Origin of the sequence: Methylosinus sp. R-45379 (assembly GCF_001644125.1) — a bacterium.
Classification (GTDB): Bacteria; Pseudomonadota; Alphaproteobacteria; order Rhizobiales; family Beijerinckiaceae; genus Methylosinus.
On record NZ_LUUM01000262.1, the window covers coordinates 15,533 to 34,963 of the forward strand.

The 19,431-nt window shown below is 62.7% G+C and carries 15 protein-coding genes and 3 pseudogenes; 6 read left to right on the forward strand and 12 right to left on the reverse strand.

What is annotated here, in order from left to right:
• Positions 1-128 precede the first annotated feature (128 nt).
• Positions 129-1,354 (forward strand): annotated as a pseudogene (locus A1351_RS15340) (IS91 family transposase).
• Between the two features lie 284 nt (positions 1,355-1,638).
• Here A1351_RS15340 and A1351_RS26205 read toward each other — a convergent pair.
• A complete protein-coding gene (locus A1351_RS26205) occupies positions 1,639-1,932 on the reverse strand; it encodes a hypothetical protein (RefSeq protein WP_157096323.1) in 294 nt (97 codons plus the stop codon).
• Positions 1,933-2,077: 145 nt separating this feature from the next.
• Here A1351_RS26205 and A1351_RS26210 point away from each other — a divergent pair.
• Positions 2,078-2,196, forward strand: a pseudogene (locus A1351_RS26210) (transposase); the annotation flags it as partial.
• A 149-nt stretch (positions 2,197-2,345) separates the two neighbouring features.
• Here A1351_RS26210 and A1351_RS15355 read toward each other — a convergent pair.
• The 9 genes and pseudogenes from A1351_RS15355 to A1351_RS25435 all read right to left on the reverse strand — a co-directional run bounded on the left by A1351_RS15355 (position 2,346) and on the right by A1351_RS25435 (position 11,735).
• Positions 2,346-2,993: a TauD/TfdA family dioxygenase gene (locus tag A1351_RS15355; protein ID WP_064033397.1), complete on the reverse strand. Its 648-nt coding sequence runs from the start codon at positions 2,991-2,993 to the stop codon at positions 2,346-2,348.
• The gene (gene mbnF / locus A1351_RS15360; protein ID WP_024881621.1) at positions 2,990-4,642 is read right to left on the reverse strand and encodes a methanobactin biosynthesis FAD monooxygenase MbnF; all 1,653 of its coding nucleotides are present in this window, start codon (positions 4,640-4,642) and stop codon (positions 2,990-2,992) included. The genes A1351_RS15355 and mbnF overlap by 4 nt, the downstream gene beginning before the upstream one ends.
• 64 nt (positions 4,643-4,706) lie before the next feature.
• Positions 4,707-5,993 (reverse strand): hypothetical protein, encoded by a 1,287-nt coding sequence (mbnM, locus tag A1351_RS15365; protein ID WP_024881620.1) that lies wholly within the window; start codon positions 5,991-5,993, stop codon positions 4,707-4,709.
• Positions 5,990-6,562, reverse strand: a complete 573-nt coding sequence (gene mbnC / locus A1351_RS15370; protein ID WP_083967349.1) for a methanobactin biosynthesis protein MbnC — start codon at positions 6,560-6,562, stop codon at positions 5,990-5,992. The genes mbnM and mbnC overlap by 4 nt, the downstream gene beginning before the upstream one ends.
• On the reverse strand, positions 6,534-7,370 hold the full coding sequence (mbnB, locus tag A1351_RS15375) for a methanobactin biosynthesis protein MbnB (RefSeq protein ID WP_064033402.1): 837 nt from the start codon (positions 7,368-7,370) through the stop codon (positions 6,534-6,536). Before mbnB ends, mbnC begins: the two co-directional genes overlap by 29 nt.
• 83 nt (positions 7,371-7,453) lie before the next feature.
• Positions 7,454-7,537, reverse strand: coding sequence for a methanobactin (mbnA, locus tag A1351_RS26215; RefSeq protein ID WP_083967350.1), 84 nt, complete (start codon positions 7,535-7,537; stop codon positions 7,454-7,456).
• A gap of 647 nt (positions 7,538-8,184) precedes the next feature.
• Positions 8,185-8,819, reverse strand: a pseudogene (locus A1351_RS15385) (IS6 family transposase).
• Positions 8,820-8,949: 130 nt separating this feature from the next.
• On the reverse strand, positions 8,950-11,292 hold the full coding sequence (locus tag A1351_RS15390; RefSeq protein WP_064033403.1) for a TonB-dependent siderophore receptor: 2,343 nt from the start codon (positions 11,290-11,292) through the stop codon (positions 8,950-8,952).
• A gap of 50 nt (positions 11,293-11,342) precedes the next feature.
• Positions 11,343-11,735: a hypothetical protein gene (locus A1351_RS25435; RefSeq protein WP_166671906.1), complete on the reverse strand. Its 393-nt coding sequence runs from the start codon at positions 11,733-11,735 to the stop codon at positions 11,343-11,345.
• A 169-nt stretch (positions 11,736-11,904) separates the two neighbouring features.
• Between A1351_RS25435 and A1351_RS15400 the strand changes: the two genes are divergently transcribed.
• Both A1351_RS15400 and A1351_RS15405 read left to right on the forward strand, forming a co-directional pair.
• Complete coding sequence (locus tag A1351_RS15400) at positions 11,905-12,582, forward strand: response regulator transcription factor (RefSeq protein ID WP_024881818.1); 678 nt, start codon at positions 11,905-11,907, stop codon at positions 12,580-12,582.
• Positions 12,579-13,961 carry a HAMP domain-containing sensor histidine kinase gene (locus A1351_RS15405; RefSeq protein ID WP_024881817.1) on the forward strand — a complete coding sequence of 461 codons (1,383 nt, stop codon included), beginning with the start codon at positions 12,579-12,581 and terminating at the stop codon, positions 13,959-13,961. The genes A1351_RS15400 and A1351_RS15405 overlap by 4 nt, the downstream gene beginning before the upstream one ends.
• Before the next feature lie 1,171 nt (positions 13,962-15,132).
• Here A1351_RS15405 and A1351_RS24820 read toward each other — a convergent pair.
• Positions 15,133-15,297 (reverse strand): hypothetical protein, encoded by a 165-nt coding sequence (locus tag A1351_RS24820; RefSeq protein WP_157096324.1) that lies wholly within the window; start codon positions 15,295-15,297, stop codon positions 15,133-15,135.
• Positions 15,298-15,791: 494 nt separating this feature from the next.
• On the opposite strand from A1351_RS24820, the gene A1351_RS15410 reads away from it, so the two are divergent.
• Together A1351_RS15410 and A1351_RS24050 are read left to right on the forward strand one after the other, a co-directional pair.
• A complete protein-coding gene (locus A1351_RS15410; RefSeq protein ID WP_024881816.1) occupies positions 15,792-16,334 on the forward strand; it encodes a TetR/AcrR family transcriptional regulator in 543 nt (180 codons plus the stop codon).
• Entirely contained in the window at positions 16,331-16,675 is a 345-nt protein-coding gene (locus A1351_RS24050) for a DUF1992 domain-containing protein (protein ID WP_198022825.1), read from the forward strand. The genes A1351_RS15410 and A1351_RS24050 overlap by 4 nt, the downstream gene beginning before the upstream one ends.
• Before the next feature lie 332 nt (positions 16,676-17,007).
• On the opposite strand, the gene ppsA is transcribed toward A1351_RS24050, so the two are convergent.
• Positions 17,008-19,389, reverse strand: a complete 2,382-nt coding sequence (gene ppsA, locus A1351_RS15415; RefSeq protein WP_024881815.1) for a phosphoenolpyruvate synthase — start codon at positions 19,387-19,389, stop codon at positions 17,008-17,010.
• Positions 19,390-19,431: the final 42 nt, after the last annotated feature.

The window sequence follows — 19,431 nt, forward strand, 5'->3', positions numbered from 1 at the left end:
CGTGTGGCATGGGCGAGCAGGGCTGTTCAACGCTCTATACTTTGTCTGATGAATTGATGTTATTTTTCGCTTTTCATGCCTGGAAGTGTCTGAATCTATGGGGAGCAACCCGAATCAGAGGTTGCCCCATGACGACGATCGATCTCGCATCCTGCCTTGCCGCCATCCCGGATCGGCGGCGCGCCGATATTTTTCGCCGCTACGGCGCTGTGTTTCGCGCGGCGCAAGGCGCCCGGCTGTCGCTCGACCAACGCCGCGCGATGGCGGCCATCGAGACGTGCCGGACGGCGGCGCTCGGTGGGCATGTCGAGCGGTGCGAGGACTGCGGCGAGGTTCGCGTCTCGTACAACAGTTGTCGCAAAGGCATTGCCCCAAATGCCAAGGGCTCGCGCGCGCGCAGTGGCTCGTCGATCGTCGCGCCGAGCTCCTGCCGGTTCCCTATTTCCACGTCGTCTTCACCGTGCCGGCGCCGATCGCTGCGATCGCTCTTCAGAACAAGGCGCTCGTCTACGATATTCTGTTCAAGGCGGCGTCCGAGACGATCCGCGTCATCGGCGCCGATCCGAGACATCTCGGCGCCGAGACCGGCATGATCGCCATCCTGCACACTTGGGGGCAGACTCTCACGCATCATCCGCATGTCCTTTGCATCGTGCCGGGCGGCGGCCTCGGGCCGGATGGAGGCTGGGTCGCTTGCCGGCCCGGCTTCTTTCTGCCCGTGCATGTTCTGTCCCGGCTTTATCGTCGCTTGTTTCTCGAGCGCCTGACAGCAGCATCCGACGCCGGCGATCTGACGTTCTTCGGCGATCTCGCGGCGCTGCGAGAGCCGGCTGCGTTCGCGCGATATCTCGCCCCGTCGTACGACATCGAATGGGTCGTCTACGCCAAGCGCCCGTTCGGCGGCGCGCGACAGGTCCTTGAGTATCTCGGCCGCTACACGCATCGTGTCGCTATCGCCAATGGACGGCTGCTGGCGTGCGACGACGGCGCCGTGCGCTTTCGGTGGAAAGATTATCGCGCCAGCAACAAGTCCAAGGCAATGACCCTCGACGCCGGCGAGTTCATGCGCCGCTTCCTCATGCACGTCCTGCCCAAGGGCTTTCGGCGCATTCGTCATTTCGGCTTTCTCGCCAACGCTCGCCGCGCACAGAAGCTCGCGAAAATCCGCGCCGCTCTCGATATTGCCGAACCGCCGCTGGGCGCCGAGCCCGCCGATTATCGCGAGCGCTACGCCACGCTCACCGGCAAGCGCATCGACATCTGCCCCTGCTGCGGCGGCCGCATGGTTGATCTCGGCCCTCTGCCGCGTCCTTCGAAGCCGCGCCACTCGACGCAAAGATGCGACACCTCATGAGGCCGATGGATCACCGCTCGTCCGTATCCGCGAACTTCGACGGACGCATTCCCGCGCCGAACGGGAGCGATCGCCGCGGCGCGCGTTTCGATGCCGCCATCCAGAGATCGCGAGCGCTCGCGTCACCGCAAATCGCGCGTAACTCCGGCGTTATCGACTGTCGTTCCTCTTTCGGCAGCTCGTTGCTCGATCCTCGCGGCGCCTCAAACCTCCGATGGCGCCGTCCAAATCCGGCCCGGCGCATCAGCCTGACGGGCGACTACCTCTGGACCGAGCCGGATATCTCAGGCGACGGCTTCCGACCCCTCAACCTCATCGACGAAGCAGCATAATCGCGGGTGTTCACGCTCTGTCCAAGTTACCGTACAAAAAATCACAAACCTTGAGCTGACCTCCTTTTCGGCGAGGTCGACGAGTTCGTTCGGTGTTCCGCAGCCTTTCAGGGCGCGCATCAGCACACCGAAATTGCGCATCGCGGCGCGGCCGACGCCGAAATTCAGCCACGCGCGAGTGGCGCAGACAGCGTCGCGCGACGCTCCGTTGTCGTACCAGCGCAAATAGTCTGAACCGCGGTTCATGCACACGCCGACACACGAACTCGTGCGGGCCCACGCCGTTCTCCTTACGCGCCGTCGCGTAGCTGATCGCCAACCGGCGGGGACGTTGATGGAAACGACGGCCTTCCATTTCGCGCCGATCGTCGAGCGCATGAGCGCGCTGATGAAGCGGTCTGGCCGCCTGTTCATGGCGAGACTTGGGCGCCGGCGCTCGATCCCGGCCGCGGCCGGACGAAGACGGGCTATCTCTGGGCCGTTCTGCGCGACGACCGCGGGCACGGCGGCGCCCGGCGAAGAGATGATTCTTACGCCCGAGGTGCAATCACCCGTTCATTCTGTCCGTGTTGGAGACGAAGTCGCGGTTCATTCGCGGCGGGACCCTTCGGCGCGGAATCGACGCCAGACCACGTGAAGCGCCGACCTTCGCAATCGTCTCAGTCGCCGATCCAACGGCGCAGCAGGCGCCGCCGGTCGCCGGCAAGCTCTCCGCGACCATGCAACATACGCCTGTTGTCGATGATCAACACGCTTCCCGGGCGTAACGCGATGGCGACGCCGTGTTCCCCGGGAAAGTCGCCGAGCGCCGCGAGCACACGGCAGGCAGCCGGCGAAAGCGACTCCTCGACAATCAGCCAGGGCGCATAATTGACGCGCCAGCCGCCATGTCGATCGCCCGAAAGAAGCGGCAGACTCCCGGCTCCATGCGCGCCCTCGATCGCCGGAAACCGCACCGCGACGCGATTTAAGGCGTTGATTTCCGCCGGCGTCGCGCCGTCGAAAACATGCGTCGTGTCCTTGAGAAGCATTTCGCCGCCAATATCCTGCTGCACGAGGCATAGCCAAACGACGTAGCGGGCGAAGGGCGAGTCGGTATGATAGGCAAGAGGTGCCTCCCGTTTGAAATAACTCGTCGCTCCCGCCTCGACTCGAATTTCGCATTCGTGGATGATCGGCCCGAGCTTGTTGCAGATGTCGTCGTAATCCGCGTCGTCCACGCGATCGGGCGCGAAGAAATAACCGTGGTCGCGGATCTTTTCCCGGATCGCGTCGAGGGACGCCAGCGAAGCGGCCGCCGGAATCATCGCCGATGCTCCGCGGCGAGCGCCTTTGGAGTCGCGCCGATGGCGCCGACGGGGAGACAGCAAATGCGCGCCAGAACATTTTCGAGGACGCGCGACGGGTCCTCGTCCTCGCTCGGCGAGCGCCAGGCGATATACCCGTCCGGTCGCGCCAATAATGCGCCGTCCGCGCCGAGCCCGACCTTATCGAGAAATGTTGCGGACGGGTCGTCGACATCGACGTCCAGGCGGAAACAGTCGAGCGGCGCGCCTCCCTCCGCCGAGCGTCGCGCGGCCTCTATCCACGCGCCGCCGCGCGGACCCGCGAACAGCACGAAGTCACGCCCAATGAGATCATGTGTGGAGACGCTCAGGCCGTTTCGGCGCAGCTCGACATGCGGCAGGCGCGTACCGGGCGAGCCCGACGGCTGCAGCGGGTGTTCCGTCGCCGCGCCGTCGTCCGTCGCATCGGAGACGATGGCGGCGGAGCGATAGCGATAGCCGAGCGCGGCGCTCAGATAGTCCGTTTCATGCGCGCGTACTCTGATCTCGTCCCGATCAGGTTGCAGGCGTTCCACATAATTGGCGAGCTGGCGGGACAGGGCGATATGGGCGACGGGAAGGCGCTCCGCTTGATAGGTGTCGAGAAGCGCCGGCCCTGCGTCGCCCTTCAGCACATAGGCGAGCTTCCAGGCGATATCGGCGGCGTCCTGAAGCGCGGTCTGACCGCCGAGCCCGCCGACGGGTGGCATGAGGTGGGCGGCGTCTCCGGCGAGAAAGACGCGACCCTGCGCCATGCGCGACGCGATTAGCGCCGATTTTCGCCAAAACAGAATATCGATCACTTTCACGTCGATGTCTCCGGCGCCCAGAGCGGCCCTGACGAGCGCCGCGCAGCGCGCCGCATCGAATTCGTCGGGCGACTCCGCCGCGGGATCGAAAGCGATGTTGAGCTGCCCACGATTGGGATCGTCGCAGCTGACGAAGACTCCCGTGAACGCCGCATTGCGCAGATAGCAAAGCACGAAACCGGCGCCGGGAAGAATCGTCGCCAGATCGGCTTCGAACAGAATAGACACGGAGTGCGAGATGACGCCGGGACCCCGCATCTCGATCCCGAGTTGCTCCCGCGTCGCGCCATTCGCGCCGTCCGCCGCGATCATATAGTCGGCGCGCACCTCGATGTCGTCCTCGGCGGCCACGTCATGGAGACGCGCGGTGACGCCGTCCCGATCCTGAACGAATTGCGTGAGCATCGTCGAAAACCGCACATCGGCGCCGAGCGCTCTCGCATGCTCGAGAAAAATGGGCTCGACCCGATCCTGCCCCGCCGTGCAGACCTGCGCCGGCGAAACATTGGGGCCGTCGAAATCGCTTTTGGCGATGAGCGTTCGGATTTTTGGTCCCGTGACCGTTGCCGCGATATAAGCGAGAACGTCGTTCGCCGCCGCGCGGGACGCGCCGAAGAGATCTTTTTCCAGGCCCGGAACGACGCGCAGCAGTTCCATGCTGCGCCGATTGACGCCATGCGCCTTGGGATGGCGGGAGGCGGCCTCGTGGCGCTCCGCCACGAGACAGGAGATTCCGCGCCACGCCAACAGCATTGCCGCCGTCAGCCCCGCGTAGCCGCCTCCGCGAATGAGAACTTGTGTGCGAATGCGTTCGACGCTCATTGCGTTTTCCTTTTCATCGCCGCGCAGTCAGCCAGCGCGACGTTGCGCGCCGCGGCCGGCGGGCTCAACATTGCAAAGCGGGTTGGGGCGTCGGCTCGCGTCGGTCCGAGAGGCGTCTCCAAAGAACGGCCGCGCAAATCGCTTCCGGCACGATCAAGGCGAGATAAGCGACCGCCGGCTCGTCGAGATGCAATCCGAGCGCGGTCAAGGGCAAGGCGACGAAACAGGCGACAAGGCCGTCGACCGCCGCCGCGTCGGCGAAGCGGCCGTCGGCCTGCAAGGCCCCGCGCATGACGCTCGTCGCAAATCTGATGGGAAGCGACAAAGCGAGCGCGGCGACGAATGTCGACCACCAGCGTCCCTCCTGCTGGTATATGGCCTGTCCGATCCAACCGCTGCTCGACAGCAGGATTGTCCCCGCGGCGATGGCGACGGGAATTCCCTGTCGCCATAAATGAACGATTTGGGACGCAATCTCCGCTCGCGGCCATTCCGAAAGACGCAAGGCGAGAAATCTAGTGAGCGCGGTGAAGGGCGTGAAAAGGAGCAGGACGAGAATTTGCCCGGCGGCGTAAGCGTCCGCGCGCGCCGTTTCGAAACGCCCGATCCATGGCGCTGCAAAAAGCGCGAGCGATGTCAGGACGAGAAGTTGAGGCGACAAAACTCTCGCCGCTTCCCATAGCGATTGCGCGAGAAACGACCGCGCGAAGGCCCAGGAGGGAAGCCGCGGAGCCGCGTCGTGATCCCAGCGCGCCGCCGCAAACGTCACAGTCGCTCCGGCCGTCGCGGCGACGAAGCCCGCGATGAAACATCCCTCGAAGCCGAAACCGAGCGGATAGACGAGCATATAGGCGGCCACCGCCTTGAGGACGATCTCGAAGGATTTCCAGCAAAGCGCGACGCGCCCGCGCTCAGTCGCGAACAGGATGAACAGGCCGACGCCGGAGAGGACGCGGAATGGGATCGCGGCCAGATACCAGCCGAGCGCGGATCGAGCGAGACGGACGGCGTCAGTCGTTCCACCGATCAGGGTCAGCCCCGACGGATAGGTCAAGCAGCCAATCGCACCGGCGCCCCCGCCGACAACAAGCGCCACAACCCATAATTGCGCGACGATTCTCGACCTTCCGCAAGTGTCGTGCTCCTTGGCGACGATGACGGAGGCGACGCCCCCCACCGCCGCGACGAGTACGGCGTCGAGGAGGGCGACGCGCGCGAGCAGGGCATATGCCGCCGGCGCGCCGGCGCCTAATCTTGCGATCATCGCCAAGTCGATCTGAAACGAAACCGGCGCGATGGACAGGGTCGCGAGCAAGGGACAAAATCCTCGCCAGAATCCCCTTCCGTTCATAGCGGGAGGCTCCGCCAGCCGGGGAACTCCGCAATCTCCGATCCGGGAGTGGTGAAAAAGCCGAAAAACGCATCTCCGACGGCGATTGGCTGGTCCAGTTCCACCAATTCGACCTGACGGCCCGCGCTCAGGCTGCGGCATTTCCACCCAACGACAAAAGTCGGCGTGGCCGCGCAGCCGATAGCGAGGCCATGCGCCGCGCCGCGGTCTCTAATCGCCCACCGCGCGGCCGAGGCGCCCATGAGCGAAATCAAAAGTTCGTCGCCGAGGCGGTCGCGGAACACCGATTGCCGCAGCCATCGATACAGCCAGAGATAGTAAGACCAGGTGAAGCGAATGCCCTGCTCGCGCGCCCACTCCATGAAAGGCGCGAAAATCGTCATGCCGTCGGGACCAGACAACTCCAGCAGTTCCGGACAGATATCGAAAGTCGAGTGCCAATAGGCGCGCAGACTGACGTCGATCCGGCCATAGGCGCGAGAATTGGGTGGATAGTCCAATATCCGCGAAGGAGATGTCAGAACGTCGAACAACTCACGATCAGTTCGCGCAAGCGATGGCTCGTTCATCCTGCCGCTCCTCGGTCCCGCTGGTGAAAATTTCGCGCAAGCGCCGCAAATCGGCGATGATCGAGTCGTATTCGATATTGCCGTCGCGCTCGTAAGTGATCGTCGCGTCCGGCTTGTCGAAAATATGCCGGCGTCCGCGAAGGAAGGCGAGCGTATCTTCTGCCAACTCTTCCGCATGCGAGTCGTGAACAATATGCGGCGGGTTGACCGCGCGGCTGTAGCCGGCGACGTGAAAGTGATTTGTGGACGCGATCACCTTGTCCCAGGCTTCGAGAGGCGCGCCGCAATTGAGATTGGCGCAGACCGAGTTCGATGCGTCGAAAAGCGCGCCTGCTCCCGTGTCCTGCATCAGCCGCTCGAAAAAGCGCGGCGCTTCCCATCCTCCTTCCAAGATCGATGGATAATTCTCGATGAAAATGCGTTGGCCGAGCATTTCCTGCCAAAGATCGACGCGCACGCGCACGCGATCATAATCCCGCGCGTAATCCAGCTCTCCCAAATGAAAGAGATTCACTCCGTGATGAGTGAAGCTCGTGCCATGGTCGGAAACATAAAGCGGCTTCATGTCGCGAATGAACGGACGAAGGCGTGTCGCGAAATCCTTGAGCGCGTCGAGATCCTCGTCGATGAACTCCGAAAACATGATATGAAACCCTGTCGGGCAATCGAACGCTCGCGCCAGCTCCGCCGGCGGGACGCAAAGAAAATTATCGATCAGCAATTCGCAATAATCGATGTGTCCTTCGGCGATCATGCGCCGAACCATTTCTGTCGTCTCCGTGAGTGTGAAATTGAATCCGATCCGCATCGCATTCACCTGTGCCAGCGCATGAAGAATGGAATGTATCGTGCGCCGCCCGAAGGGAGGGCGGCGCACGACAGCTGCGATGCTTAGCCCCAGCAAGCAGTGCCGCAGTCGGCGCCGCTGCGGCCGTTGACGACGAGAGTGGTGCGCTTCACGATGTTGATAGCCATGATAGTCTCCTTGGACGATCAGTCGATGTCGCCGCATCTGGTCATTGGAGCGGCGGGTCGGTCGCCTGCGCGAGCCTTCCGAGATACTGAGACGGTTCTGCATGAAAAAACCCGACACGGAATTCGAATTGTTTGTTTCTGGCGCGCGCCTCGATGCGGTCGTCGTCGACTTGCGTCCGAGCCGACCGAGTAAAAATTCGCGCGCCTTGACCAGATTGCGTTCGACGGCTCTCGTGGAGACGTCGCAGCGCGTCGCGACTTCCGATTGAAATCGTCGATGTGGTAAAGCAGGAAAATTCTTCGACAGATCGGCGGAAGCTCGGCAAGACATGCGAACAACAAGCGCAGCTCATTTGCGCTTTCGATCGCGGTGTCCGCATCCGACGCATGGGCGTCCGACATGAGAAAGAAATCGATTGCTTCGTCGTAGCCGGATTGAATCCGGACCTTCTGCTGGTCGCTACGACAGGATTCGGCCAGTCGAAAGACTACGAGCGTTCCGCCGAGGCGGGCATCGATTGCATCTCGTGAAGCCTATCGATCTCGATTCTCTCAGGCAGATCATACGGAAATCACCGCTCCGCTGATGAGGGTTCCGTCGCAAATTCTTGTTTATGGATGCGACGAGCGTGTGAGAATGACATGGCTTACGCGGCGAGGGCATAGAACTGCTGTGCTGGACGAAATTTGCCCCTGGCCCGCGACTGTCCCTTTCGGATCAAATGCATGAGCTCGATCCCCGAGAGCGTCGCAGCAGCCGATCGAAATGATTTCAAAACCCAACATCGGCCGCGTCACTCGCTTCACCGCTCGATGGTCCTGTTCGACAATATTATTGAGATATCTGATGCGGCGGATTTCGATGTCAGCTTCATGCTCCGCTTTGTAGCGTTCGATCGCTGCCGTGTTGGCGCCGCTCCTGTCGATCGTGATCTTCTGCGGCTCGCCTCGCTGGCGATTCGCCTTGCGCAAAAAGCGCAACGCTGCTTTGCAGTCCCTCTTGGCCGTCAGCAGAAAATCCACCGTTGCGCCTGCCTTGTCGACAGCCGGATACATCGAGTCGCCAGCTCGAACCGACCGCGCGCTCGCCAGCACGAAACCGCCCCTCCAAAAAAGGGGCATATTCGACGACCCAATGGTTGAGCGTCGAATGGTCGACATCGACGCCGCGCTCTTCCATCACTTCCTCGAGTTGGCGGTAGCTCATCGGATACGCCACATACCAGCGGACGCCCCACAAGACCACGTCGCGTTCAAAATGGCTTCCCTTGACATCGATCATCGCACACGTCCGCCAGCTCCACCGCGACCGATCATAGCCCCAACCGACCCGCGACAAAAAGATCGCGGCGGAACCCGCGCGCGGGCATGGTTCCTAGAGGCGGCCGCCGCGACCCGCGGCGGCCGGACGATCAATATTCGACGCGCAGCGAGCCGATGACGGAGCGCGGCGCGCCGGGCGAGCCGGCGAAGCGGCCGGGGAATTGCGACGTGCCGTAGTAATAGGTGGAATTGGTGAGATTGTCGGCGTTGATCTGCGCCGTCACGAAGCTCCCCCCGAGCTGGAAGCGATAGGAGGCCATCGCGTTCAGATTCGTATAGGCGGGCGCGAGATAGGTGTTGGCGGGATCGACGAAGGCGTTGCCGACGCGCGACACGCCGATCGCCCCGCTCAAGCCGCGCAAATAGCCGTCCGCCTCATATTTCACCCAGACATTGCCCATATTGTCAGGCACGGCCGGCAGGCGCTTGCCGGCGATGGGCGCCTGCGTCGTCACATCGAAGGGGTCCGTCGCCGAAGGCGTCGAGCCTCTCGTCACATGCGTCGACATATGGGAGAAATTGGCGATGACGCTCCAATTGTCGTCGATGCGTCCGCTCACGTCGAGCTCGACGCCTTCGCTGCGTGCATCGAGCAGATCGAACACATAATTGCGCAGCGCCGTCGGAGCGCTCGGCGTCGCCTGCGCGATATTATGCTTATCGATGACGTAATAGGCCGCCGTGGCGATGAGGCGCTTGTCGAAGAGCTCCGCCTTCATGCCGCCTTCCCACTGGATCGCGCGCTGTGGGCCGAGCGGCGTGTTGTTGCGCGTCACGCCATTGTTGACGCCGAAGGACTCCGTGTAATTGCCATAGAAGGCGAGCCAGGGCAGCGCTTGGACCGAGAGGCCGACGCGCGGGCTGAAGGCGTGATCGGCGACGCGCACGGCGAGATAATTGGCGCGCATCAGCGCATTATTCAGCAGAGCCGAGGTCGAGGATTGGCCCGAGCTCACGGCGCTGGCGAAATCATAGCGGCCGCCGAGCAGAAGATGGACGCGATCGTCGAAGAAGGAGATCATGTCCTGCGCATAGAGACCCTGCCACTCCTGCGCGCGGATGAAGGCCGTGCCATTGGCTGGCGTGATGAAGCGCGAGATTCCGAGGCCGCTATAGGGCGCGATGCTCGCATTGTAATAATTGGGCGCATAGATGTTGAGCGATTGCGCCTGGTTCGACTGATAAATGTCGCCGACCTGCGAATAGCTCATATGATCCGTGCCGATGAGCACGGAATGATGCAGGAATCCCGTGTCGAACCTGCCCTTCACATCGAGATTGCCGGTGATGGTGCGATAGGTGACCGGACCCCAATTGAGCGAGACATTGGATTGTCCGACCGGCCCTGAGCTCGGGCACCAGGCCGCAGGCGTGTTGTTGAGCTGGCCCGGCTGATTGACGCAGACGAGGAAGAAGCTCGTCTGAATGGCGCGACTGTTGGAATAGAGAAAGCGATTGGTGACGCTCCAATCCTGGTCGAGATCATAGGTCCAATCGAAGGCGACCTGCCGACGCATGTCGTGGCTGGGATTGTCGACGGTGATGCTGGGATCGCCGAGATAGCGGCTGATCGGAATCGGCGCGGCGTTGTAGCCGATGGCGGGAATATTCGGGTTGTTGTCGACGCCCTTCACATCCGTATATTCGGCGTCGACATTGAGCTTGAAATGCTCGCTCGGATGATAGGTGACGGTCGCCGAGCCGAACCAGCGATCATCGGTCACATAATCGATGAAAGACGGATTGTGATTGAATTCCGCGGTCACGCGATAGAGCCAGACTTTGTCCGGCGTGATCGGACCAGTGGCGTCGATCGTCGTGCGCGCGCCGCCGAAGGAGCTTCCCTGCTGCTGGACGGAATAATAGGGCGTCTCCAGCGGGCGCTTGATGATCGTGTCGACGAGGCCGCCGGGCTCGACGCGGCCGTAGAGCATGGCGACAGGACCTTTCACCACCTCGATCGATTGTACATTGGCGGTGCTCGGGCATTTTTGCGCGGGAAGCAGCAGGCCGTTGCGATAAGATTGCGAGAGCTGGAGATTGCCGGTCGGAAAGCCGCGGATGATGAGATTCTGGAACAATGTGCAGCCGGTCGGCATCAACGATGTGCTGCTCACCGTGCCGACGACGGCGTCATTGATGGAGATGGCCTGGCGGTCGTCCATCGTCTGGCGCGTCACCACTTGCACGGCGATCGGCGTGTCGAGGATTGGCGCGTCGAGCTTGGCGGAGGCGGCGCTGGCGGCGGCGTAGCCGGTCACGCGGTCGCCCGATCGCGCGCTGCGCGGATCATCGGCGCCGGCCGGGCGGCGCGCGGTTGCGCCGATGTCGATCGTCGGCAGCAGCTCCTGCGCCTGCGCGTGAGCCAGAAAAGCGAGGGATAGCGCCGTGCTGGCGAGGGCGCGCCGCGCCGCGCGTGAAACAATATGCATTGTGATGGTCTCCGGCCGCGTCTTCGAGGGACGCGCTTGAAGCAGACAGATCATGCGGCCCGACGGCTGCGCTCGATCGGCGGAGAGACGGGCGGCGGGCCGCGGGCCGAGGCGGAGCAGGCGCAGGCCGAAGGCGCGCGAGGCCCTCCGTCTTCGGCGCGGGCGGCGCAGCCGGAGGCGCGCGGCTCGGGAAATGGCGCGCGACTGGTGAGAATGGCGAGCAGATCGGCCTGCTTGTCCGCGCGGTCGACCGAACAGATCAGGCAGCAATCGGCCGGGTGCGGCCGCCCCGGCGTCGTGCGGCCCTGTGGCCGGCATTCGCCTGAGGCCGCGCCGACGCGGCCCATCCCGACCGCATGCGCGGCTGCGGCTTCGCGGCCGAGGCCCATAGCCAAGCCCTGCATAACGAGCAGAAGCGCGAAAACCCGAACCAGACGCCGCAAAATTGCATCCTCACGCCAGATGAGGACAATTCCTCTAACAAAATTCGCATAACGGTAGCGTAACGACAGCCCCGGCGATGGCCGGGCGGCGCGAATTCGCTGCGACCTGTTGCAAAGATACGACACCGGCGGCTAGGCTGTCGTTCGGCGGCGGGGCGGAAAAGAATAGATGCGGATTTTGATCGTCGAGGACCAGCCGGAGCTGGCGATGCTCGTCGCCGGGCGGCTCACCAAATCGGGTTATGTCGCCGACAGCGTCGCGACGCTGGCGGAGGCGGTGGAGGCGGTCGCGCAATTCGATTATCCGGTCGTCCTGCTCGACCGCCGCTTGCCCGACGGCGACGGCGTGTCGATTCTGAAGCAGCTGCGCGCGACCAAGCCGCGCTCGCGCGTGCTGCTGGTGACGGCGGCGCGCTCGATCGACGACAGGATCAACGGGCTCGACGCCGGCGCCGACGACTATCTCACCAAGCCCTTCGACGTCGACGAGCTGCTGGCGCGCATAAGAGCCGTGCTGCGACGTCCACAGGGCGCCGCTCTGCCGCCGGTCGCGCTCGGCGAATTGTCCTTCGATCTCGACCAGCGCGAGGCCTTCGTGCGCGGGAGCCCCCTGGTCCTCGCCAAGCGCGAATTGCTGCTGCTCGAGGCGCTGATGCGGCGCGCCGGACGAGCGGTCAAGCACAGCACCTTGCTCGACGAAATCTATGGGCTCGACGACAATGTGCAGCTCGACGCGCTCAAAATGTCGGTCTCGCGCCTGCGCCAGCGGCTGAAGGAATGCGAGGCCGGCGTCGAGATCCATACGCTGCGCGGCATCGGCTATCTCATCGAGATATCGCGCGCGTGAGGCTGCTTCGCTCGCTCTCCTCCCGGCTCGTCTTCAATTGGGTCGTCTTCTCGCTCATCGCCTTCTTCACCGTTCCGGCGACCGTGCTCTTGCCGCTGGCGGCGTTCGGCGTCGACGATGTCGGCTATGTGCGGCTCGAGGGCCATACGGTGAAGCGCGCGCGCGTCATCGTCATGCACGCCGTCCGCAAGACGCCGGAGGGCCGGCTTCGCATAGAGCCGACGCCGGAGCTGCGAGACTATTTGGCGCGCAATCCGCGCTTCCGTTTCGCGGCTTTCGACGCGCAGACAGGCGAGGCCTTCGCCGGCTCGTCGCAGCAGCTCGTCGATTATTTCAGCAGCCAGCTCGGCAAGCTCGAAATGCTCGGTGCGACCTTCCACATATTAGGCGACGCCGACCCCGACTCGCGCGGCTCCGCCCGAATGGTGCGCACGCCCCTCGGCCGTTTCGGCACCGTCGTCTATGGCGCGCAATTCCATTGGGACGATATGCTGTTCTGGCTCTACAACTATCCCACCACGGCAAATGTCCTCGCCTATATTCCACTCTGCGCGGTGCTGTCGCTGGTCGCGCTCGTCGTCGTGCGCAGGAGCCTGACGCCTCTGCGCGTCAGCGCGGCCAAGCTCGCCGAGATCGACCTCGACTCGCTCGATCGCCGCGTGCCCACGGCCGACATGCCCTCCGAGGTCCTTCCCTTCGTCGAGGCGCTGAATGGCGCGCTCGAGCGCGTCGACGCTGGCGTCGCCCGCCAGCGTCGCTTCATCGCCAATTCGGCGCATGAGCTGCGCACGCCCATCACCATTTTGCGCACGCGGCTCGATCAGCTCGACGACACGCCGATCAAACGAGAGCTAGAGCGCGATTCGCTGCGCATTCAGACGATCCTCGAGCAGCTCATGGTGCTGGCGCAAGTCGAGGAGCGCGCCAAGACTTGCGCAGCGCCGCAGCTCGATCTCGGCGAGGCCGTGCTGACCGTCACCGCCGATTACACGCCGATCGCGCTCCGCGCCGGCCGCCGCCTCGCTTTCGAGCCGCCGCCGACGCTGGTCGTCGCGCGCGCCTATGAATGGGCGCTGGAGAGCGTCGTCGGCAATCTCATCGCCAACGCCGTGCGTGCCGAGCCTTTGGGCGGCGCCGTCGTCGTGCGCGTGACCGCCGACGCCGTGGTCGAGGTGGAAGATCATGGCGAAGGCGTGGAGCCCGCCCATCGCGACGCGATTTTCGAGGCCTTCTGGCGCAAGAGCGAGGCGACGCCCGGCGCCGGCCTCGGCCTCGCCATAGCGCGTGAATTGATGGAGAAGCTCTCCGGCCGAATATGGGTGGAGGAGACGCCGGGCGGCGGCGCGACCTTCAAGCTCGCTTTTCAGAAGAACGACTGAGATCGCCGCCGGCGGTCTCAGGTTGAACACGGCCGTGCGACGTGAGAGTTGTCGATTGGCGCTTCAATCCGGGACTCGGGATGAATGTTACGATTTGCGGCACGCCATATGAGACTTTTGCGTGCTGAGTCTCGATTGAAAGGGTAGGCGGCGCATGAATTCCTTGGGTGAAGCGGGCATCGCCCTCGAAAATGCCTCTGTCGATCGACCGGTCGACGAGTTCGATTTCGAGTGCCCGGAATGTCCGCGCCAGTCTCGATTGAACTGTCTGGGCGGGCACTTCGGTCTCAGCTATCTTGTTGAGATCATTTAATGGGCAAGTCCCGGATTGAAATGCAAATTGACAACACTCGCGATTTCTCGGGTCGACCCCATCAAGTCCGATAAGGTTGGTTTATCGGACATAATCCCACAGCCCCGGATTTCCGGGCGATCGAGGCGGTTTCCGCGCTCGGGAGTGCTCCGCGGCGTCGGATTTTTGGCATCCGAGTGTGCCCGCGGGACGGCCCTTGGACAGGAGAGAGATCTTCGAGCGCTTCCGATGACACGACATCCATGGCCCCAGCCCCGTCCGGCCGACGCCGCTCTGCCTGCGCCGAGCGGTGAGCGCGGGGCGCCGATCGGCCGCGACAGAACGCGTCGTCGCCGTCGCTGCGGGAGATCTTCGGCGTCCCGCCATCTCGGATTTGCCAGGATCTCGCACGTGATGCGTCGGAATTCGCCCGCCCCGCCGTCGCTATACACGTGCGCCGAGCGAAGTCCCGCCGGAAGACCTCGCAACGGCGCGGGGGGCTCGAAGCGCCTCGACAGGGTCGGTAACCAGATCGAGAACCGCGTCCGCCGCGTTGAGCGTCGGGATGCGCAATCGGAGCGGTGAGCACCCGAGCGAATCGGGGGAGCCGATGACGTTCCGGGCGTCGCCACCCGCTGGCGCTGCGCAGCGCCAGAATCGGCCGCGCAATCCCCAGAATGTCGAGCTGCGCCCAGAGTGTCGCCAGGGCCGGGTCGCGCCGCGAGCGGCTCTCCTGTGCGCCGTTCACGATCGCGCTGATCCGATCCTGAAACAAAAGCGGCGCGTCGACGAGAGCGCCCCCCTCCTCCCGCGGCCGTCGGTGGTGCGCGTGGCTCGAGAACCAGGCCGACGGATGGCCAGGGTAGCGTCGCGACAGTGTCAAGCGCCGCAAACGCGCCGGAACGACGTCGCCGGCCCGCGCCCAAGACGTGAGGCGCTCTCGCGTCGCGCAGCGTCGTCGATCGGATCGCGCGCATCGCCCTCCGAGACGAGGAGGTTGATCAAACCGGCCGCATCGAGCCCAAAGGCGAGCAGCCCGCTCAAATCTGATTTAACTCGTGACCATTTGCGGTCGATACGAGTTCGCGCATCTCAATTCGCCTTATCGCCGCTCGTGAAGCGCGAGCGACAGGCGCCTCGGCGACACCGGGGCCGAGAGGACCCGCCACTGGTGTCGCGTTGCCTTTAACTCCGCGAATCCTGCGTTAGGAGGGTCTTCCTCACTTTCCGTGCTCATACTGTCGCGCGAGCCTGCCGAAAGGTATTGAAAGAATGGACAAATGTTAGCCGCTCGAGCGATCTTGTTACTCCCGATTTTTCAAGCGGCGCGCATTTCAATATCCCATGTGTTTTCCGAGTGTTACGAATTCGAAGCGGCTATCAGCAACACGGAAAGTGAGGAAGACCCCCTTCAGACGCGACTTCTCTCTGAAATCGGCGAACAATCCCTTGTCAGAGCAATAAATCAATCATATGATTGATTTATGCCAAGCCATGACCAAAAGCAGTCCTATATTCGCAAAGACGAACGCCGGACGATGATCGCTGAAGCCGCAAGGGCGCTGATCCTGGAAAACGGGTATGCTGCGTTACGGACCCGAGACGTCGCGGCGCGTGTCGGCATCAACATTTCCACCTTGCATTTTCATGTACCAAACAAGGCCGCATTGGTTGTGCTGGTCGCTGAAACCACGCGAGATGACTTTCTTCGCAAATTGCCGCCGCCCCCCGATGCGGAGAGGCCTGCCGGTGCGCAGCTTCGTGCTGAAGCGCAGGCATATCACGACAGTCTTCGCGACAGTCCTGAGTTGGCGGCTTGCTTGGCTCAACTCAGACAGGTCGGTCGATCCGAGCCAGAAGTTGCGGCAATGATCGATTCCTTCACACAGGAATGGTGCCGCCGTTACGCGGAGATCATTACGATAGGGCAGCAGCAAGGTGCGTTCCGCTCCGATCTGACAGCGCTACCCGCCGCGCTGGTCATCACCGGTGCATTGACGGCCTTTGGCGCTCGTGGACCTCACGACTTGGAAATGTTCTGGCCCGTTTTCGACGAGCTGGAGCGAGGATTTTTGGCTTGATCAAGAGCAAAGGGAAAGCAACAGTGAAATTTTCCAGTCTGGCTGAAAGGCAAATTCTAAAGGCTCAAATCGAAGGTCAATTCGATAACCTAAAGGGGGCAGGAAAACCCCTAGATCTGAGCGGTGGTAGCAGTGTGGACGCCATCGGCTTCCGCATCATGTCTGAAGCTGGAGCCTTACCCCGTGAAATCGAATTGCGTAAAGCCGTCGAAGAGCAGACCCGCGTATTGCGCGCTGCTCCAGACGAAGAAGCGCGTAGACGTGAAATGAAAAAGCTTGCGGACTTTCAGTTGCGGCTCGACATAGAGCAAGAAGCCAGACGGCGCTTCTATGGCGGTTAACGGCTCTCAATGCAGTCCCCGACCTAATCGAAAAAGAAAGTCTTTCAAACTGGGGGGCTGAAAGATGAGGTATAAGCTGCCTGGTCAAAAAAGAAGAGGCCGCAAAAGCATCATAAGTTTGGCGAAATACTGAAGACAGCGAAGGATAATATTTCTGCGGTCGGCCTTACGACAACAGCCAACCGATCCATACGAAATATTCGCGACAAGTGGTTACCCAGGGGGCCAAGCGCGCATGTGCGGACGGACAATCCTGCGTTATCGACGGCGATGTGATCTCCTCGGCGAATTTCAGCCGGATGGTCATCGATTACTGAACGGGTCGCGGTCAATCAACTCTCCGCGGCCGCCACATGCTGCTTCACGACGACGAAGCTGTCGGGCGTCACCGACACGGAATCGATCCCGCATTCGACCAGGAATTCGGCGAAATCGGGATGGTCGCTCGGCGCTTGCCCGCACAGCCCGACCTTGGCTCCCGCGTCGCGCGCGGCGTCGATGACGGTGCGGATCATCCATTTCACCGCCTCGTCCCTCTCGTCGAACAGATCGGAGAGCTCCGCCGAGTCTCGGTCGACGCCGAGAGTGAGCTGCGTGAGATCATTGCTGCCGATCGAGAAACCATCGAAGCGCTCCGCAAAGGCGCGGGCGAGAATGACATTCGAGGGAATCTCGCACATGACATAGACCTGAAGCCCGTGCTCGCCGCGTTTCAACCCATTGGCCGCCATGACCTCGAGCACGCGATCCGCCTCTTTGACCGCCCGGCAGAAGGGGATCATCACGATGACATTGGTGAATCCCATTTCGTCGCGAAGACGGCGTATGGCGCGGCATTCGAGCGCGAACCCTTCTTGATAGCGCGGAGAGTAATAACGCGACGCGCCGCGGAAGCCGATCATCGGATTTTCTTCCCTCGGCTCGAATTGGGCGCCGCCGACCAGAGAGGCATATTCATTGGTCTTGAAATCGCTCATGCGCACGATGACCGGCCGCGGATGAACGGAGGCGGCGATGCGGCCGAGCGCCCGCGCGAGCCCTTCGACGAAATAATCGCTCTTGTTCTCGTAACCGACCGTCGCCTCGGCGATGATCTTTTTGGCCGCCTCATCCTTCAGCGAATCATAATGGACCAGCGCCATCGGATGGATCTTGATGTGATTGTTGATGACGAACTCCATCCGCGCGAGGCCCACTCCGTCGGAAGGCAGACGCCACCAGCGAAAGGCCGCGGCTGGATCGGCGAGATTGAGCATGACCTCGACGCGCGTCGCCGGAACGGCGGCGAGATCGAGCTCCTCGATCTCGATCTCGGCGACGCCATCATAGACGAATCCCGTGTCGCCTTCGGCGCAGGACAAGGTGACGATCTGCTCGTCGTGGAGCAGTCGCGTCGCATCCGGCGCGCCGACGATCGCCGGCAATCCGAGCTCGCGGCTGACGATAGCCGCATGCGAGGTGCGTCCGCCATGCTCGGTCACGATCGCCGTGGCCCGCTTCATGATGGGCGCCCAATCCGGATCGGTCGTGCGCGTGACCAATACGGCGCCATCGACGAAACGACCAATGTCGCGAACATCCTCGATGACGCAGACCTTGCCGGTCGCCACCGCGTCGCCGATCGCCAATCCCGTGCAGATCCTGCGGCCTTTCTTGCCTATGCGATAAGACTTCAGCGCGCTCGCCTCGCGTCGCGATTGAACCGTCTCCGGACGCGCCTGGACGATGAAGAGCTCGCCGGTCTCGCCATCCTTGGCCCATTCCATATCCATTGGCCGGCCATAATGGTCCTCGATCAGACAGGCCCAGCGAGACAGAGTCAGAATGTCCTCGTCTGCGAGCACGAAGGAGGCGCGCTCGGCCTTGGACGTCGGGACATTGCGCGTCGGCTGCTCGCCGCCCTGTGCATAGATCATCTTCACCAGCTTGCCGCCGCGCTTCTTCTCGATGATCGGCGACAGCGCCGCATTGGAGAGGAACGGCTTGAACACGACATATTCGTCCGGGTCCACCGCGCCCTGCACGACATTCTCGCCGAGGCCCCAAGAGGCGTTGATGAGCGCGACCTTGTCGAAGCCCGTCTCCGTGTCCAGCGAGAACATCACGCCCGCGCCGCCTGTGTCGGACCGGACCATGATCTGCACGCCGACCGACAGCGCGACTTTCATATGGTCGAAACCCTGCGCCTTGCGATAGCTTATCGCGCGATCCGTGAAGAGCGATGCGTAGCAGCGCCGACAGGCGTCGAGCAACGCCCGCTCGCCGCGAATGTTCAGATAGGTCTCCTGCTGTCCTGCGAAGCTCGCATTCGGCAGGTCTTCGGCGGTTGCGCTCGACCTCACCGCGACATCGGGCGCGTCCCTGCCGATGCGCCGACCCAGCTCGCGATAGGCCTCGACGATGGCGCTCGCCATTTCGCTCGACCATTCGCCGCGTAGAATGGCGTTACGAATTGTTCGACCGGCGTCGGCGAGCGCGATGTGGCCGGATTCGAGGTCGTCGAGCGTCGTGGCGATGACATTCCGCGCGCCATTGCTGTCGATGAAGCGCCAATAGGCTTGCGCTGTCGTCGCAAATCCAGAGGGCGTCCTAACGCCTTTTTCTGTGAGTCGGGAAATCATCTCTCCGAGCGAGGCGTTCTTTCCGCCGACGCTCGGAACATCGTCGCGCGTCACTTCCTCGAACCAGACGATTTGCCGCGCCGCGTCGATCATGCGACTCCCCTCGCTTCGAATCTCGAAGTCCGCTCTTCTTGT

What these genes read in the sequence shown, in the direction of transcription:
- A1351_RS15410 (WP_024881816.1), top strand. Translation starts at nt 15,792, where the DNA reads ATGATCGCTGAAGCCGCAAGGGCGCTGATCCTGGAAAACGGGTATGCT.
- ppsA (WP_024881815.1), bottom strand. Translation starts at nt 19,389, where the DNA reads ATGATCGACGCGGCGCGGCAAATCGTCTGGTTCGAGGAAGTGACGCGC.
- A1351_RS15355 (WP_064033397.1), bottom strand. Translation starts at nt 2,993, where the DNA reads ATGATTCCGGCGGCCGCTTCGCTGGCGTCCCTCGACGCGATCCGGGAA.
- mbnM (WP_024881620.1), bottom strand. Translation starts at nt 5,993, where the DNA reads ATGAACGGAAGGGGATTCTGGCGAGGATTTTGTCCCTTGCTCGCGACC.
- mbnF (WP_024881621.1), bottom strand. Translation starts at nt 4,642, where the DNA reads ATGAGCGTCGAACGCATTCGCACACAAGTTCTCATTCGCGGAGGCGGC.
- mbnC (WP_083967349.1), bottom strand. Translation starts at nt 6,562, where the DNA reads ATGAACGAGCCATCGCTTGCGCGAACTGATCGTGAGTTGTTCGACGTT.
- A1351_RS26205 (WP_157096323.1), bottom strand. Translation starts at nt 1,932, where the DNA reads ATGAACCGCGGTTCAGACTATTTGCGCTGGTACGACAACGGAGCGTCG.
- mbnB (WP_064033402.1), bottom strand. Translation starts at nt 7,370, where the DNA reads ATGCGGATCGGATTCAATTTCACACTCACGGAGACGACAGAAATGGTT.
- A1351_RS15390 (WP_064033403.1), bottom strand. Translation starts at nt 11,292, where the DNA reads ATGCATATTGTTTCACGCGCGGCGCGGCGCGCCCTCGCCAGCACGGCG.
- mbnA (WP_083967350.1), bottom strand. Translation starts at nt 7,537, where the DNA reads ATGGCTATCAACATCGTGAAGCGCACCACTCTCGTCGTCAACGGCCGC.
- A1351_RS15400 (WP_024881818.1), top strand. Translation starts at nt 11,905, where the DNA reads ATGCGGATTTTGATCGTCGAGGACCAGCCGGAGCTGGCGATGCTCGTC.